This window comes from Pseudomonas sp. CFBP13528 (genome assembly GCF_005233615.1).
Taxonomy (GTDB): domain Bacteria; phylum Pseudomonadota; class Gammaproteobacteria; order Pseudomonadales; family Pseudomonadaceae; genus Aquipseudomonas; species Aquipseudomonas fluorescens_AM.
In genome coordinates this window covers 37258-52743 of the sequence record NZ_QGAJ01000016.1, presented here as the reverse complement: position 1 = coordinate 52743, position 15486 = coordinate 37258, and the positions used below count along the sequence as shown (strand labels likewise).

The window sequence follows — 15486 nt, the reverse complement described above, 5'->3', positions numbered from 1 at the left end:
TCATTGCCTGACACACCGCCATCGGGGGCAAGCCCCCTCCTACATTTGAGGTGAGTGCAGCCTTTAAATAGAGACAAATGACAATAATTCTCGATATCATTCACGGCCCTTTCCAAGCCGTGCTGCGTCAAGAAGGATATCCATGTCTCGTCCCAAGCCCGACCCATTGTCGGCCGATGCCTGTCGCGGATTCTATGCAGATATCCTGCATTTCCTGCGCAAACGCACGGACAACGCCAGTGACGCGGCGGACATGACCCAGGATGTGTTTACCCAATGGCTGGACTACCGCGACCGGGCCAAGGTCGAGCAGCCACGGGCGTTTTTGTTCCAGATGGCGCGCAACCTGCTGCGCGATCACTGGCGTAAACAGCAGGTACGCCGCAGTGTCCACCCCGATCCGGCCGACGCCCCCACTGAAGCCGTCACCGATGAGCAAAACGAGCCCATGGCCGCAGCGCTGCGCATCCAGCGCCTGGAACAACTGAAAGAAGTCCTCGCCGAACTCTCGCCCCGTCGGCGAGAAGCCCTTATGCTGCATCGCTTCGAAGGCTTGAGCCAGGCACAGATCGCCGCACGCATGGGCATTTCAACGAGCATGGTGGAAAAGCACATCGCCTTCGCCCTGCTGCACTGCAAGCGACGTCTTCAACCTGGACCCGGCACGGAGCAGCCACAATGAACCGCCTGAGCGACCTCGACGCGCCGGACATCGAAGCGAGCGAGGCCATCGATGCACAAGCCGCCAACTGGTTTGCGCGCAACCGCAACGACGCGGACCGTGTCGACCGCAAGGCCTTCGCCGCCTGGCAGGCCAACCCGGCCCATGCGCGCGCCTATGCCGAATTCGAGCAATTGTGGACTGACCTCGCCCAGTTGCAGCCATTGAACAAACCGGTGGCGCTGCCCAGGCGCAAACCTGTATGGCGCCCCGCGCTGGCGGTGGCGGCCGCCTTGCTCTGCGCCGTTCTTGCGCCTCATCTCGGTGCGCCACGTGCGCTGTATCACGCCCAGGTTGCCGGTCATGCCAAGGGCATGCGTACCCTGCACCTGCCCGATGGCAGCACCTTGTATGTGAACGCCGACACCCGCATTCGCGTGGATTTCACCGCGCACCAGCGCATCCTTCACCTGGACAAAGGCCAGCTGTACATCGAAGTGGCCGCCGACCAGGAGCGCCCGCTGTACGTACAAGCCGGCGAGGCGAATGTGCGGGTGGTGGGCACCGGTTTCGATGTGCGCCGCAGCGAACAGCAACTGGTGGTCAGCGTGGCCCATGGACAAGTGGCCTTCGAACCGGATCGAAAACACCCCGCCGCGTTGCTCCAGGCCAGGCAACGCGCCAGTTACCAGTACGCCAAGGGCACGTTGCAACAGCAAACCCTCAACGCCGAAGACGTCGCCGACTGGCGCAGTGGGCACTTGGCGTTTCGTAATCGCGAGCTGGCCAGCCTGATCGACGAACTGAGCCTGTACCGTCCCCAGGCGCCTTTGCAGGTCAGCAAGGCCGTGGCGCGCCTCAAGGTGTCGGGCAACCTGGATGTGAATGACCCGGACGCGCTGCTCAACGCCCTGCCCGCCCTGTTGCCGGTAAAAACCGTGACCGGCGCCGACGGCATTATGAGGATCGAATCGAGCCAATAAGCCACACATGAGAATATTTTGCATTCGCATGTGTGGATTTTTTTGCCTGCCCCGTCTTCCTCCCGTCTGCGTTTGATGCGCACACCTTTTTGGCTATTTAGCCGCACCGGGGGATCTCATGTTTCGCGCGCCTTGCCCTGCTTCGCACCTGTTTCTTCGACCGACCCTGCTTGCCACCTGCCTGGCGTTCAGCGTCAGCGCCCAGGCCGAGTCATTCACGCTGCAACTGCCGGCCCAGCCGTTGGCGACCTCCCTGAGCCAGGTGGCCCGGCAGGCGAAAATCCAGCTGCTGTTCGATGAGGCGTTGCTCAAGCAGATGCAGGCGCCGGCCCTCAAGGGGGAGTACAGCGTAGAAGACGCGATTCGCAGCCTGCTCAAGGGCGCTGAATTGACCCTGATCAAGGTTGGCACGACCTATGTGGTGCGCGCCGATGCGGCCAGGACCACGCAAGGCCGCGCAATCCAGCTCGATACCTTGAGCGTGATCGGCACCGGCAACGAAGTGGACTCCAGTACCGTCAACCGCTCCACCCTGACCCAGGCCGACATTGACCGCTACCAGTCCAATAACATCCCCAGCCTGTTGCAGACCCTGCCCGGCGTGAGCCAGGGCGGCTCGCTCAAACCCGGCGGCCAAACCATCAACATCCGTGGCTTCGGCGATGCCGAAGACGTGCCGATGACCGTGGATGGCGCGACCAAGAGTGGTTTCGAGCGCTACCAGCAGGGCACGGTATTTATCGAGCCCGAGCTGATCAAGAGCATTGAAGTAGAGAAAGGCCCGAACTCGCCGTTTACCGGCAACGGCGGCTTCGGCGGTACGGTCAACATGACCACCAAGGATGCCCCGGACCTGCTCAAGGACGGTCGCAACAGCGGCGCAATGCTCAAATACGGTTACTCGAGCAACGACCATGAGCAGGTCTACAGCAGTGCCGTGTATGGCCGCACCGACGATGGCCGTTTCGACGCCCTGGCCTACCTGTCCCAGCGCGACGGCGGCGACATGAAGGTCGCCGCCAAGTTGCCCAACGAGAACAACCAGTACCCGATCAACCCTCAGCGCCTGCCTAACAGCGCCCAGGATGTGGACGGCAAGCTGTTCAAGGTCAATGCGTACTTCACCGAGGAGCACAGTGTCGGCCTGTCCTACTCGCGCGCCCACAGCAACCGCTGGACGCCCTTTTCCGCCGCCAGCTACCCAACACCGCCGACCCAGGCCAACATCGACCGCTACGGGTATGAAGGTGCTCTCAAGCGCTTTCTGGCGCACCGCGATACCGTCGACACCACCTGGTCGGGCAAGTACCACTACCAGCCACTGGACAACCCGCTGGTGGACGTGACCGTCAAGTACTCCCAGTCCAACACCGAACAGACCGACGAGCGTGATGCCACGGCGTTTTTCCAGTTGGCCACCGGCGGGCGCAAGATGGACACCGCCTACACCGACAAGCATCTGGATATCCGCAATGTCAGCCTGTTCGACACCGGCCCCCTGCAGCATGCGCTGACAGTCGGCGGGCAGGTGCGCAAACACGTGCGCGACACCGAAATGTGGATGCCCGGCAGCACCTACAATACGCCGCGCTATAACTATGGCCATTTTCAGCCGGGGTTCATGCCCCACGGCAAGGTCGACACCCACAGCTTCTTCATCCAGGACGCGGTGACCCTGGGCGATCTGACCATCACCCCGTCGCTGCGCTACGACCATGTGCGCAACCGTGGCGAAGGCAATGATGCGCCGTACTACAACAACCCTGACCCTGCGATCGGCCACGACTACAGCGACCGCACCTACACCGGCTGGTCGCCGCGCCTGGCGCTGTTCTGGACCGTTACGCCAAACGTCGGCCTGTTCGCCAACTGGAGCCAGACCTGGCGTGCGCCGGTGATCGACGAGCAATATGAAGTGCAGGGCCTGGGCAGCCGTACCGCCACCAGCGTGGACCTGGACCCGGAGCGCATCACCTCGATTACCCTGGGCAACATCACCCACTTCGACAACCTCGTCGCCCAGGATGACAACCTGCAATTGCGCACCACCGTGTTCCACAACAAGGTCGAAGACGAAATCTTCAAGGCCACCGGCGTGGGCTGCCAGAACCAGGCCGTCAACGGCGGCACCATTGGTTCCGCCTGCCCACCGGGGGCGATGTCCAATTACCGCAATATCGGCGGCCTGACCATCAAGGGCATTGAAGTGGAGTCGATCTACAACTCCACCTACGTGTTCGGCTCGGTGTCATTCGCCTACGCCAAAGGCCAGCACGAAGGCGCCTACACCAACCCCTGGGGCCCGGACGTGGCAGCGCGGGATATCCCGCCGACCAAATGGGTGCTGGTGCTGGGCACCCACATTCCGGCCTGGGATGCCCAGGTAGGCTGGATGGGCCAGTTCATCGGCGCCACCGACCGCCTGCCCAGCGACAAATATTCCGGCGGCCCGGGCTCCGGGGTCGGCGACCTGTTCTACGACCAGTACGGCAACAAGCGCTACAACACTCAGGGCCTGTTCGCCAAATGGACACCGCAGCAGGCGTATCTGAAAGGCACCGAGGTGAACTTCACCGTGGACAACCTGTTCAACGAAAACTTCCGCCCGGCGTTGAGCGGCGACCGCGCCTATACCAAGGGGCGCGACGCGAAGATCAGCGTGACGCGGTTCTTCTGATGGCTACACCGAGTCTGAATGTGGGAGAGGGCTTGCCCCCTCCCACCTGGGCCCCGCGCCTAGTTCAAGAAACCATCGGCGCGCAGCAGGGTTTCCAGGCAATGTTCGGTGATGTGGTAGAACGCCTTCAGTTCCTGGATCTTTGCCAGCAACTGCGTATTTTCCAGAGGCTCGGCACGCTTGATCGCCAGGATCATCTTGTTCTTGTTGGTGTGCTCCAGCGAGATGAACTCGAACACTTTGGTCTCATACCCGCAGGCTTCGAGAAACAAGGCGCGCAAGCTGTCGGTGACCATTTCCGCCTGTTGGCCCAGGTGCAGGCCGTACTGCAGCATCGGCTTGAGCAGCGCCGGGCTCTGGATCTGCAGGCGAATCTGTTTGTGGCAGCACGGCGAACACATGATGATCGACGCGCCGGAACGGATGCCGGTGTGAATCGCATAATCGGTGGCGATATCGCAGGCATGCAGGGCGATCATCACGTCCAGCTGGCTCGGCGCGACGCTGCGCACATCGCCGCACTTGAACACCAGCCCCGGGTGTTCCAGGCGCGCAGCCGCTTCGTTGCACAGGGTGACCATGTCCTGGCGCAACTCGACACCGGTCACTTCGCCTTCGGCCTTGAGCGTGTTGCGCAGGTAGTCGTGAATCGCAAACGTGAGGTAGCCCTTGCCTGAGCCGAAATCGGCAACGCGCACCGGTTGGTCGAGCTGCAACGGCGACGACGTCAGCGCATGGCTGAACACTTCGATGAACTTGTTGATCTGCTTCCACTTGCGCGACATCGACGGAATCAGCGCCTGCTTGGCGTCGGTCACGCCCAGGTCGGCGAGGAACGGTCGGCTCAGGTCGAGGAAGCGATTTTTCTCGCGGTTATGCTCGGCCGATGGCGCCTCACGCAATTGCTGCGGCTTGCTTTTGAACAGCGAGCTTTTGTTCTTCTTGCTGTATTCGAGCTGGGCTTCATCAGTCAGCGACAACAGGTGCGCGTTCTTGAACGAGGTTGGCAGCAGCTCGGCAATCGCCGCTACGCCGTCGGCCAGCGCCAGGTTTTTGGTGATGTCGCGGGTCTTGTAGCGGTAGACGAAGGACAGGCACGGCTGTTCCTTTACAGTGACCGGCTTGATGATCAGCCGCTGCAGTTCGGCTTCATCACCGACGTATTTGGCCAGCACCAGCTTGATGAAGGCGTTCTGCGCCAGGCTCGCGTTCAGCAGGTCGATGAACTGGGCATGATGATCCGGCGCAGGGCTGGCGGGTTGAGCGGTGACGGACATGAACAAAAACGCCTCGGGCAAAGAATGCCGGGCATTTTAGGGGGGATAACCCGCGACGGCACGGAGTTATTTGACCAGTGGTCAGTTGCAGCAGCCAAGGTAGATCCAACTGTGGGAGGGGGCTTGCCCCCGATAGCAGTGGATCAGTCAGTATATTTGTCACTGACAGACTGCAATCGGGGGCAAGCCCCCTCCCACATTTGCAACTGTGTTGCCCTGGTTATTCGAGTATGACCAGGCGATTGGGCAGCTCGTTGCGCGTCTGCGTCACCGGCACATGCACCTTGAGCAATTCACCACAGGCCTCGATGCAGGCAATGAACCCGGCCAGTGTTTGCCCCTGTTTCACCTGCTGGGTGAACGCCCTGACGATGCCATCCCAGTTGCTGTCGTCCAACCGCGTGGAGATGCCGTCATCCACCAGGATTTCCACATAGCGCTCCGCCTCGCTGACAAAAATCAGCACTCCGGTGCTGCCCAGCGTGTGATGCAGGTTCTGCTCGAGGAACTGGCGGCGCGCCAGGTTCGAGGCGCGCCAATGGCGTACGGAGCGCGGGATCAAACGGGTAGTGACCTTGGGCAAACGAAACACCAGGCACAACGCAATGAAGGTCGCCCACTGCGCCAGCAACAAGGTGTACATGGTCAGGTAGCCCGACAAGTAATGCACCACGCCAGGCACCACCAACGCAATCAGGCTGGCCCACAGCAACGGGATGTAGGCGTAGTCGTCGGCCCGCGCCGCCAGCACGGTGACCAGTTCGGCGTCAGTCTGTTGCTCGACCCGGGCGATCGCCTCGGCCACTTGGCGCTGCTCGTGTTCAGTCAGTAATGCCATGGTTGTAGATGCTCTATTTTCGTTATTGTCATTACCAGCCGCCCGAAGCCCCGCCACCGCCGAAACCGCCACCGCCGCCGCGGAAACCACCGCCACCGCCGCCGCGTCCGCTGCTGCTGAGGATCGCCAGCAGGATAGCGCCCACCGGCAGGCCCATGCGATTGCACAGCCACAACACGCCGATCAGCAGGACGAACAAACCGATGGAAAAAACGGGATTGTCCTTGGCGAAATTCGTATCCGCCACGTGGGCCGGCACAGCCAACGGTTCACCGCCCACCACCTGGATCATCGCCGCGACACCGTCACTGATGCCCTGGCTGAAATTGCCGGCCTTGAACTTGGGCGCGATCACCTGGTTGATGATCACCCAGGACTGCGCATCCGTCAGCACACCTTCCAGGCCGTAGCCGACTTCGATGCGCAACTTTCGCTCGTCGCGGGCCACGAGCAACAGCGCGCCGTTGTCCTTGCCCTTCTGGCCGATGCCCCACGCGCGGCCCAATTGATAACCGTAGTCTTCAATCGGCACGCCCTGCAGGTCGGGCACGGTGACCACCACGATCTGGTCACCGGACGTCTGCTCCAGCGCCTGCAATTGCTGGGTCAGTTGTTCGCGCACCGCCGGGTCGATCATCTGGGCGTTGTCCACCACCCGCCCGGTCAATGCCGGGAAGGTCAGGGCCGCCTGGGCCATGCCCACGCAGCCCAGCAGCCACAGCGCCAGGCCTATCCGTAATAAACGCATCGACACCTCAAGGCAGCGTTATTTGAACTTCACCTGCGGCGCCTTATCGGCATCGGCACTGGTGGCTTCAAACGTGGCGCGGATCGGCAAGTCGCTGTACATCACGCTGTGCCACAGGCGACCCGGGAACGTACGGATCTCGGTGTTGTAGGTCTGCACGGCCTGGATAAAGTCGCGACGGGCCACGGCGATACGGTTTTCCGTGCCCTCGAGCTGCGATTGCAGGGCCAGGAAGTTCTGGTTGGCCTTCAGGTCCGGATAGCGCTCGGACACCACCATCAAACGGCTGAGTGCGCCGCTCAAGCCGTCCTGGGCTTGCTGGAACTGCTTGAGTTTTTCCGGGTTGTCGAGGGTGCTGGCATCCACCTGGATCGAGGTGGCCTTGGCCCGCGCTTCAATCACGGCGGTGAGGGTGTCCTGCTCGTGGGCGGCGTAGCCCTTGACCACTTCCACCAGGTTGGGAATCAGGTCGGCACGGCGTTGGTACTGGTTCTGCACCTGGCCCCAGGCCGCCTTGGCCTGTTCGTCCAGGGTCGGGATGTTGTTGATGCCGCAACCGCTCAGCACGCTGCTGATCAATAACAGCGCCGCGGCTTTCAAGCCCCAGCGGTAACCTTGTGCTGCTTGCATGGTGTTTCTCCTGCCCAATCTGGATGGAATGTGATGACTAACCCTATAAACCACGCGCTTGGGGCATAATCCGCCACCACTGGAATGCTTCGAGCCAATCAGCTACAAAGATGCCCAGCGCGAAAAAGAGTTCAGAGTGTGCTGCATTTATCTGAACAACACCCGAACAACAATAGACGCTCCCGTCATTTTGGCCGATCAGCCTGACCGCTGTGCAGTGAGCCGAAAAAGGATATTCATGAAGAAGCTGTGTTTGCTCGGCCTTGTTGCCACTCTGGCCAGCCACCCCGTATGGGCAGAAACAAAGCCTGCTGCGCTTAAAGACAAGGACGCCTTCGTCAGCGACCTGCTCAAGCAGATGACCCTCGATGAAAAGATCGGCCAGTTGCGCCTGATCAGCATCGGCCCGGAAATGCCCCGCGAGCTGATCCGCAAGGAAATCGCCGCCGGCCGCATCGGCGGCACCTTCAACTCCATCACCCGCCCGGAAAACCGTCCGATGCAGGACGCGGCCATGCGCAGCCGCTTGAAGATCCCGATGTTTTTCGCCTACGACGTCATCCACGGCCATCGCACGATTTTCCCGATCAGCCTGGCCCTGGCCTCCAGCTGGGACATGGACGCCATCGGCCGCTCCGGGCGCATCGCCGCCCAGGAAGCCGCCGCCGACAGCCTCGACATCACCTTCGCGCCGATGGTCGACATCTCCCGTGACCCGCGCTGGGGCCGCACCTCGGAAGGTTTCGGCGAGGACACCTACCTGGTGTCGCGCATTGCCGAAGTGATGGTCAAGGCGTTCCAGGGCGCCAGCGCCGCGAATGCCGACAGCATCATGGCCAGCGTCAAGCACTTCGCCCTGTACGGCGCGGTGGAAGGCGGCCGCGACTACAACGTGGTCGACATGAGCCCGGTCAAGATGTACCAGGACTACCTGCCGCCCTACCACGCGGCAATCAAGGCCGGCTCCGGCGGCGTGATGGTGGCGCTCAACTCGATCAACGGCGTGCCCGCCACCGCCAACACCTGGCTGATGAACGACCTGTTGCGCAAGGACTGGGGCTTCAAGGGCCTGGCCGTGAGCGACCACGGCGCAATCTTCGAACTGATCAAGCACGGCGTGGCCAAGGACGGGCGTGAAGCTGCCAAGCTGGCGATCAAGGCCGGCATCGACATGAGCATGAACGACACGTTGTACGGCAAGGAACTGCCGGGGCTGCTCAAGTCCGGCGAGATCGAGCAGAGCGACATCGACAACGCCGTGCGCGAAGTGCTCGGCGCCAAGTACGACATGGGCCTGTTCAAGGACCCTTACCTGCGCATCGGCAAGGCCGAGGACGACCCGGCCGACACCTATGCCGACAGCCGCCTGCACCGTGCCGACGCCCGCGACATTGCGCGCCGCAGCCTGGTGTTGCTGAAAAACCACAACGACACCCTGCCCCTGAAAAAATCCGCGACCATCGCTCTGGTCGGCCCGCTGGCCAAGGCCCCGATCGACATGATGGGCAGCTGGGCGGCGGCCGGTAAGCCGGAACAGTCGGTGACCCTGCTTGACGGCATGAACGCCGTGATCGGCGAAAAGGGCAAAGTCATCTATGCCCGTGGCGCCAACATCACCGGCGACAAAGCGGTGCTCGACTACCTCAACTTCCTCAACTTCGATGCCCCGGAAGTGGTGGATGACCCGCGCCCCGCCCAGGTGCTGATCGATGAGGCGGTAAAGGCTGCGCAGAATGCTGACGTGATCGTCGCGGCCGTGGGCGAGTCCCGTGGCATGTCCCACGAGTCGTCGAGCCGCACCGACCTGAATATCCCGCAAAGCCAGCGCGACCTGATCAAGGCCCTCAAGGCCACCGGCAAGCCGTTGGTGCTGGTGCTGATGAACGGCCGGCCGCTGTCGATTCTCGAAGAGCACCGACAGGCTGACGCGATCCTGGAAACCTGGTTCTCCGGCACCGAAGGCGGCAACGCCATCGCCGACGTGCTGTTCGGTGACTACAACCCGTCGGGCAAGCTGCCGATCACCTTCCCACGCTCCGTGGGGCAGATCCCCACCTACTACAACCACCTGAGCATCGGCCGGCCATTCACGCCGGGCAAGCCGGGCAACTACACCTCGCAGTACTTCGATGACACCACCGGGCCGCTGTTTGCGTTTGGCTATGGCCTGAGCTACACCACGTTCGGCCTGTCGGACATGGCACTGTCGTCCACCACCCTGAACAAGACCGGCAAGCTGGATGCGAGCGTCACCGTGAAGAACACCGGCAAGGTCGATGGCGAAACCGTGGTGCAGTTGTATATCCAGGACGTGGCCGGCTCGATGATCCGCCCGGTGAAAGAGCTGAAGAACTTCCAGAAAGTCATGCTCAAGGCCGGTGAAGAACGCACCTTGCACTTCACCATCACCGAGGAAGACTTGAAGTTCTACAACGCTCAGCTCAAGTTCGCCGCGGAGCCGGGTGAGTTCAATGTACAGATCGGGCTGGATTCCCAGGATGTGCAGCAACAGAGCTTTGAACTGCTCTAGGGGGAGCTTCAAGTTACAAGCTACAAGCGCCAAGAAAGAGCAGTTCTGCTTTTAACTTGTAGCTTGTAGCTTGCCGCTGTCTTCAACCCCTTCGGTCAAGAAGGTTCACCACCAACCGATCAATCCACCCCCACACCCGCTGCTTCACCCGCCGCCACAAAGGTCGCGCCTTCCATGTCTCCAGGCTCACCGCCTGGCTTTGCGCAAAATCGCGCTCGAAACTGCCCGCCACCGCCCGCGTCAATTCAGGGTCCAGCGCTTCCAGGTTGGCTTCCAGATTGAAGCGCAGATTCCAGTGGTCGAAATTGCACGAGCCAATGCTGACCCAGTCATCCACCAGCACCATCTTCAGGTGCAAAAAGCACGGCTGGTATTCAAAGATTTGCACGCCTGAACGCAGCAGACGCGGGTAATAGCGGTGCCCGGCGTAGCGCACCGACGGGTGATCGGTGCGCGGGCCGGTGAGCAGCAAACGCACCTCTACCCCGCGCCCGGCCGCCCGGCGCAAGGCGCGGCGCACGCTCCAGGTGGGCAGGAAGTACGGCGTGGCCAGCCAGATGCGCGTCTTGCTGCTGTGCAAGGCACGGATCAGCGATTGCAAAATATCGCGGTGCTGACGGGCGTCGGCATACGCCACGCGACCAAGCCCTGGCCCGGTGGCAGGCACCTTGGGCAAGCGCGGCAAACCGAAATGCGTGGCGGGTTTCCACTCCCGACGTGCCGCGTTGGCGTGCCACTGGCGGTCGAACAGAGCCTGCCAGTCCAGCACCAGCGAGCCGCTGATCTGCACCATCACTTCATGCCAGTCGGCCGTGTCTTGTCCAGGCGTCCAGAACTCATCGGTGACGCCGGTCCCGCCGATCACCGCGACGTCCTGGTCGATCAGCAACAGCTTGCGGTGGTCGCGGTACAGGTTGCGCATCCAGCGTCGCCAGTTCAGGCGATTGTAGAAACGCAGCTGCACCCCCGCGTCGGTCAACCGCTTGCGCAACCCGAGGGTAAACGCCAGGCTGCCGTAATCATCGAACAGGCAGCGCACCTGTACCCCGCGCTCGGCGGCCAGCACCAGCGCCTGCACCATCGCTTCGGCACAGGCCCCGGCTTCCACCAGGTACAGTTCCAGGTCCACCTGCCGCTCGGCGCGGGCGATGCCGACCAGCATCTGCGGGAAAAAATTCGGCCCGTCGATCAACAACTCGAAACGGTTGGCGCTGCGCCACGGGAACACCGCACCGCCCACGTCAGCGCGCCGTGAAGATCAGTACCGCACCCACCGGCACCGACAAACTGATCGACTTCAACCCCGCCGCCTTGCGCAACGCCGCCACACCGGGTTGCAGCTCGAAATCTTCGGCGCGCACCACCACCGGCTCCAGGGTCACGACCTGAAAGCGCCGGTCATCCAGACGCGTGGCCAACAGCTCGGCGTTGTACGTGTGGGTCTTGCCATGCACGGTGATGCTCAGCGGCAGGCGCAATTCCAACTGCGCACCGGACGCCAAGTCATTGATCGGTTGCAGGTTGATCTGCGTGCTGATCAACGCTTCGGGAAACTGCTTGATCTCGAACAGCTGCTTACGCATGCGCTCGTCACGCAGCGGGATACCGCTGTTGATCGACTCCAGCTCCACCTGCACCTGGGCCGCGCCCTGGCTGTCGACCTTGCCGTGCAGCACCAGGAAGCGGTGCACTTCAGCAATCTCGGTGTTTTTGGTGGTGACGAAGGACAGGCGTGAGGATTCGTTATCCAGGTACCAGTCGGCGTGGGCAGGCACGGTGGCACAGGTCAGCAATGCGAAGACCAGAGGTTTGAGATTGAACATAAAGGCTCATGGGGCAAAAAATCTGGATGAACCTTAAGCGCAATCTCACGAACGGCGCAAATCCAATGTGGGAGGGGGCTTGCCCCCGATGACGGCGTGTCAGCCAAACATTGATGACTGGCCCACCGCTAACGGGAGCAAGCTGGCGCATTGCAACAGGCGCCTGATACTTCATGGCAGCAACCGACACCCCTGCCTCTCCCCCATCCACCGCGCCGTATGCGTACGCCCCAACCCACTCGCCGTCACTTCACTGCGCTCCGGCGTGTCGATAAACCAACTGGTCGGCACATACTGCTTCACATACCCCAGGCAATACTGCGCAGGATTGTTCTCCACATACCGGCACGAGCAATACTCCTTGGCCGTGTACGCCGCGATGATGTCAGGGAAGGCTTGCAGGTTGACGCGCTCATGCCACACCCAGCCCAGCAGGGCGAGCAACAGCAGCACTAACAGACTGGTAAACGGCCGACGGCGGATCATGGCTGCACCGCCGCCAGTACGCGCTTGAGCAGTTCGTTATGCCGGTAGCTGCCGTCGCGGTCATCGCCGTAGCGCACGATCACCAGGTGTTCGTCCGGCAGTACAAACAGCGCCTGGCCCCAGTGGCCGAGGGCGGCGAAGGTGTCGGCGGGGGCATCGGGCCAGGGTTTGGACGCGCCTGTGTTGAGCCACCACTGGCCGCCGGGGACTGCTTCATCCTGGCCGCTTTTGTATTTGTCGAACGGCTGCCGATTGAAGGCCACCCATTCTTTAGGCAGCAACTGTTGCTCGCCCCAGCGCCCGTCCCGTGCCATCAGTAGCCCGACACGCGCCAAGTCCCGGGCGGTGAGGTAGGCATAGGACGAGGCGACGAAGGTTTCATCGGCATCGGTTTCCCAGGTCGCATTGCGAATACCCAGCGGCTCGAACAGTACATCCCATGGATAGCTCATATACGCCTTGTGGCCGAGCATACCTTTGAGGGCCGCAGACAAGATGTTGCTGTCGCCACTGGAATAACGAAACGCCTGGCCCGGTGCAGCAGCGGCGTCGGTATTGGCGGCAAACTCGGCCATATCGGCACGTCCTCGGGTATAGAGCATCGCCACCACCGAGGACTTCAACGGTGCGTACTCGTAGTCTTCCTGCCAATCCAGGCCCGAGGCCCAGTGCAGCAGGTCGGCCATGGTCACCTTGGGGTGCTGTCTCATCGGCGGGTAGAAACGCGCAACGGGGTCGCTCAGCTTGAAGCGGTTTTCGCCGTAGGCCACGCCGAGTACGGTGGCCATCAGGCTTTTGCTCACCGACCAGGTCAGGTGCGGCGTGCTGGCGGTGGTGGGCGCGGCGTAGCGTTCATAGATAATTTCGCCGTCACGAATCACCAGCAGCGCATCGGTGCGGATGCCATCGCGGGTGGCGTCGTCACGGGTGGGAAAAGCATAGGCGTTCAGGGCATCGACAGCGGGACCCTGGAGTGGCTTGCCCGTGGCCCATTCTTTTTCGGGCCAGATTTCAGCGCGGGCAGTAACGGTGACGAACAGCACAACAACGCACAACAGGCCTCGGACCATGGGCACAAACTCAAGGGGGGCATTCAAGCCCGCGAGCCTAGCGCAGGCCCATGACAGATTTGCGACATAGGGCCTGTCACCCAACCGTCACCGTAACTTCACGGAGATGACACCGAGGCTACATAGCCTGACTTTGGACAACAAAGTCGACCGGCCGCAACCTGGCCGGCACTCGGAGACTCGCTATGACTCAGATCGCCCGCATCAGCGACAAAGGCAATGAACGCCGCCTGCAAGCCGAACGCCTGGTCGGCGCACAGGCCTTGCAGGAAGCCCAGGCCCTGCGGTTCAACGTGTTCAGCGGCGAGTTCAATGCCAAGCTGAAGGGCGCGGAACTGGGCCTGGACATGGATGACTATGATGTTCACTGCAGCCACATCGGCGTGCGGGATTTGAACAGCGGTCGGCTCGTCGCCACCACCCGTTTGCTCGACCACCAGGCCGCCAGCACCTTGGGCCGGTTCTACAGCGAGGAGGAGTTCAGCCTGCATGGCTTGTTGCACTTGCAGGGTCCGATCCTGGAAATCGGCCGCACCTGCGTCGACCCGGCCTACCGCAACGGCGGCACCATCGCGGTGTTGTGGGGTGAGTTGGCCGAGGTACTCAACCAGGGTGGCTACAGCTACCTGATGGGCTGCGCGAGTATCCCGATGCACGATGGCGGCATCCAGGCCCACGCGATCATGCAGCGTCTGCGCGAGCGCTACCTGTGCAACGAGCACCTGCGCGCCGAGCCGAAAAAGCCACTGCCGGCACTGGATCTGCCCTCCAACGTCATCGCCGAAATGCCGCCACTGCTCAAGGCCTATATGCGCCTGGGGGCGAAGATCTGCGGCGAACCGTGCTGGGACGAAGATTTCCAGGTGGCCGACGTGTTCATCCTGCTCAAACGCGATCAGCTGTGCCCGCGCTATGCGCGCCACTTCAAGGCGGCGATGTGATGGGCCGCCTGCGCGTGTACGGACGCATCGCCCGGGTGCTGCTGGTGGTGGCACTGGGCCTGAGCATGGCCAGTGTGTTTGGCCTGTTCGAGCGCCTGGGGGTGGCCAACTCAATGGTGCGGCGCCAGCGATGGTCGCGGTTCTTCATGGCACGGCTGACCAATGCCCTGCCCTTTCGCGTGACGGTGCACGGCGAGCTGCCGCAAACGCCGATGCTGTGGGTGAGCAATCATGTGTCCTGGACGGATATTCCGCTGCTGGGCATGGTCACTCCACTGTCGTTTCTGTCCAAAGCCGAAGTGCGCACCTGGCCGGTGGCCGGCTGGTTGGCGGCCAAGGCCGGCAGCCTGTTCATTCGTCGCGGTTCAGGTGACAGCCAATTGATCCGCAAGCAGATGACCCGTCATCTGGAGCAACGCCACCCGCTGCTGATGTTTCCGGAAGGCACCACCACCGACGGACGCAGCCTGCGCACCTTTCACGGGCGCTTGCTGGCCAGTGCGATCGATGCGGATGTGTCGCTGCAACCGGTGGCGATACGGTATCTGCGCGACGGTGCGGTGGACTCACTGGCGCCGTTCATCGGCGATGATGATTTGCTGTCGCACCTGATGCGGCTGTTCGCCAATGACCAGGGCGATGTGGAGATTCATCTGCTCAATCCGATTGCCTGCGCCGGGCAGGAGCGCGCGGCGCTGGCCTATCAGGCGCAGCAGGCGGTGCAGAAGGCGTTGTTCGGGCCGTTGCCGGAGAGTGAGCAGGCGCATGTGCGACCAGCGTTTGCCGCCTGAATGCTGTCAATACACTCTAAATGTGGGAGGG

14 protein-coding genes are annotated in these 15486 nt (G+C 62.0%); 6 read left to right on the top strand and 8 right to left on the bottom strand.

The features are described 5' to 3' along the window. The first annotated feature begins 142 nt into the window (after nucleotides 1-142). From PspCFBP13528_RS22870 to PspCFBP13528_RS22860, 3 genes are all read left to right on the top strand, one after another. Nucleotides 143-682, top strand: coding sequence for an RNA polymerase sigma factor (locus tag PspCFBP13528_RS22870; protein ID WP_065949297.1), 540 nt, complete (start codon nucleotides 143-145; stop codon nucleotides 680-682). After that, nucleotides 679-1644, top strand: a complete 966-nt coding sequence (locus tag PspCFBP13528_RS22865) for a FecR domain-containing protein (protein ID WP_137201582.1) — start codon at nucleotides 679-681, stop codon at nucleotides 1642-1644. Before PspCFBP13528_RS22870 ends, PspCFBP13528_RS22865 begins: the two co-directional genes overlap by 4 nt. A 118-nt stretch (nucleotides 1645-1762) precedes the next feature. Next, nucleotides 1763-4321 (top strand): TonB-dependent receptor, encoded by a 2559-nt coding sequence (locus tag PspCFBP13528_RS22860; RefSeq protein ID WP_137201581.1) that lies wholly within the window; start codon nucleotides 1763-1765, stop codon nucleotides 4319-4321. A 59-nt stretch (nucleotides 4322-4380) separates the two neighbouring features. Here PspCFBP13528_RS22860 and PspCFBP13528_RS22855 read toward each other — a convergent pair whose 3' ends face one another. The 4 genes from PspCFBP13528_RS22855 to PspCFBP13528_RS22840 all read right to left on the bottom strand — a co-directional run bounded on the left by PspCFBP13528_RS22855 (nucleotide 4381) and on the right by PspCFBP13528_RS22840 (nucleotide 7814). Next, nucleotides 4381-5598 carry an SAM-dependent methyltransferase gene (locus tag PspCFBP13528_RS22855; RefSeq protein ID WP_101219250.1) on the bottom strand — a complete coding sequence of 406 codons (1218 nt, stop codon included), beginning with the start codon at nucleotides 5596-5598 and terminating at the stop codon, nucleotides 4381-4383. 220 nt (nucleotides 5599-5818) lie between these two features. Then, a complete protein-coding gene (locus PspCFBP13528_RS22850) occupies nucleotides 5819-6436 on the bottom strand; it encodes a TPM domain-containing protein (protein ID WP_065949301.1) in 618 nt (205 codons plus the stop codon). A 31-nt stretch (nucleotides 6437-6467) separates the two neighbouring features. Beyond that, nucleotides 6468-7184, bottom strand: coding sequence for a TPM domain-containing protein (locus PspCFBP13528_RS22845; protein WP_137201580.1), 717 nt, complete (start codon nucleotides 7182-7184; stop codon nucleotides 6468-6470). 18 nt (nucleotides 7185-7202) lie between these two features. Next, nucleotides 7203-7814 carry a LemA family protein gene (locus tag PspCFBP13528_RS22840; protein ID WP_065886194.1) on the bottom strand — a complete coding sequence of 204 codons (612 nt, stop codon included), beginning with the start codon at nucleotides 7812-7814 and terminating at the stop codon, nucleotides 7203-7205. Nucleotides 7815-8052: 238 nt separating this feature from the next. Between PspCFBP13528_RS22840 and bglX the strand changes: the two genes are divergently transcribed. Next, entirely contained in the window at nucleotides 8053-10344 is a 2292-nt protein-coding gene (bglX, locus tag PspCFBP13528_RS22835; RefSeq protein ID WP_137201579.1) for a beta-glucosidase BglX, read from the top strand. An 82-nt stretch (nucleotides 10345-10426) separates the two neighbouring features. Here bglX and PspCFBP13528_RS22830 read toward each other — a convergent pair whose 3' ends face one another. From PspCFBP13528_RS22830 to PspCFBP13528_RS22815, 4 genes are all read right to left on the bottom strand, one after another. Further along, nucleotides 10427-11584, bottom strand: coding sequence for a phosphatidylserine/phosphatidylglycerophosphate/cardiolipin synthase family protein (locus PspCFBP13528_RS22830; protein WP_137201578.1), 1158 nt, complete (start codon nucleotides 11582-11584; stop codon nucleotides 10427-10429). A gap of 1 nt (nucleotide 11585) precedes the next feature. After that, nucleotides 11586-12167 (bottom strand): YceI family protein, encoded by a 582-nt coding sequence (locus PspCFBP13528_RS22825; protein ID WP_065951997.1) that lies wholly within the window; start codon nucleotides 12165-12167, stop codon nucleotides 11586-11588. Nucleotides 12168-12338: 171 nt separating this feature from the next. Further along, nucleotides 12339-12653 (bottom strand): amidase, encoded by a 315-nt coding sequence (locus PspCFBP13528_RS22820; RefSeq protein ID WP_137201577.1) that lies wholly within the window; start codon nucleotides 12651-12653, stop codon nucleotides 12339-12341. Then, nucleotides 12650-13723, bottom strand: coding sequence for a serine hydrolase (locus PspCFBP13528_RS22815; protein WP_065951999.1), 1074 nt, complete (start codon nucleotides 13721-13723; stop codon nucleotides 12650-12652). Before PspCFBP13528_RS22815 ends, PspCFBP13528_RS22820 begins: the two co-directional genes overlap by 4 nt. Before the next feature lie 185 nt (nucleotides 13724-13908). Between PspCFBP13528_RS22815 and olsB the strand changes: the two genes are divergently transcribed. Next, nucleotides 13909-14664: an L-ornithine N(alpha)-acyltransferase gene (gene olsB, locus PspCFBP13528_RS22810; RefSeq protein ID WP_065886188.1), complete on the top strand. Its 756-nt coding sequence runs from the start codon at nucleotides 13909-13911 to the stop codon at nucleotides 14662-14664. Continuing rightward, nucleotides 14664-15455 (top strand): lysophospholipid acyltransferase family protein, encoded by a 792-nt coding sequence (locus PspCFBP13528_RS22805; RefSeq protein ID WP_137201576.1) that lies wholly within the window; start codon nucleotides 14664-14666, stop codon nucleotides 15453-15455. The genes olsB and PspCFBP13528_RS22805 overlap by 1 nt, the downstream gene beginning before the upstream one ends. The last annotated feature ends 31 nt before the right edge of the window (nucleotides 15456-15486 follow it).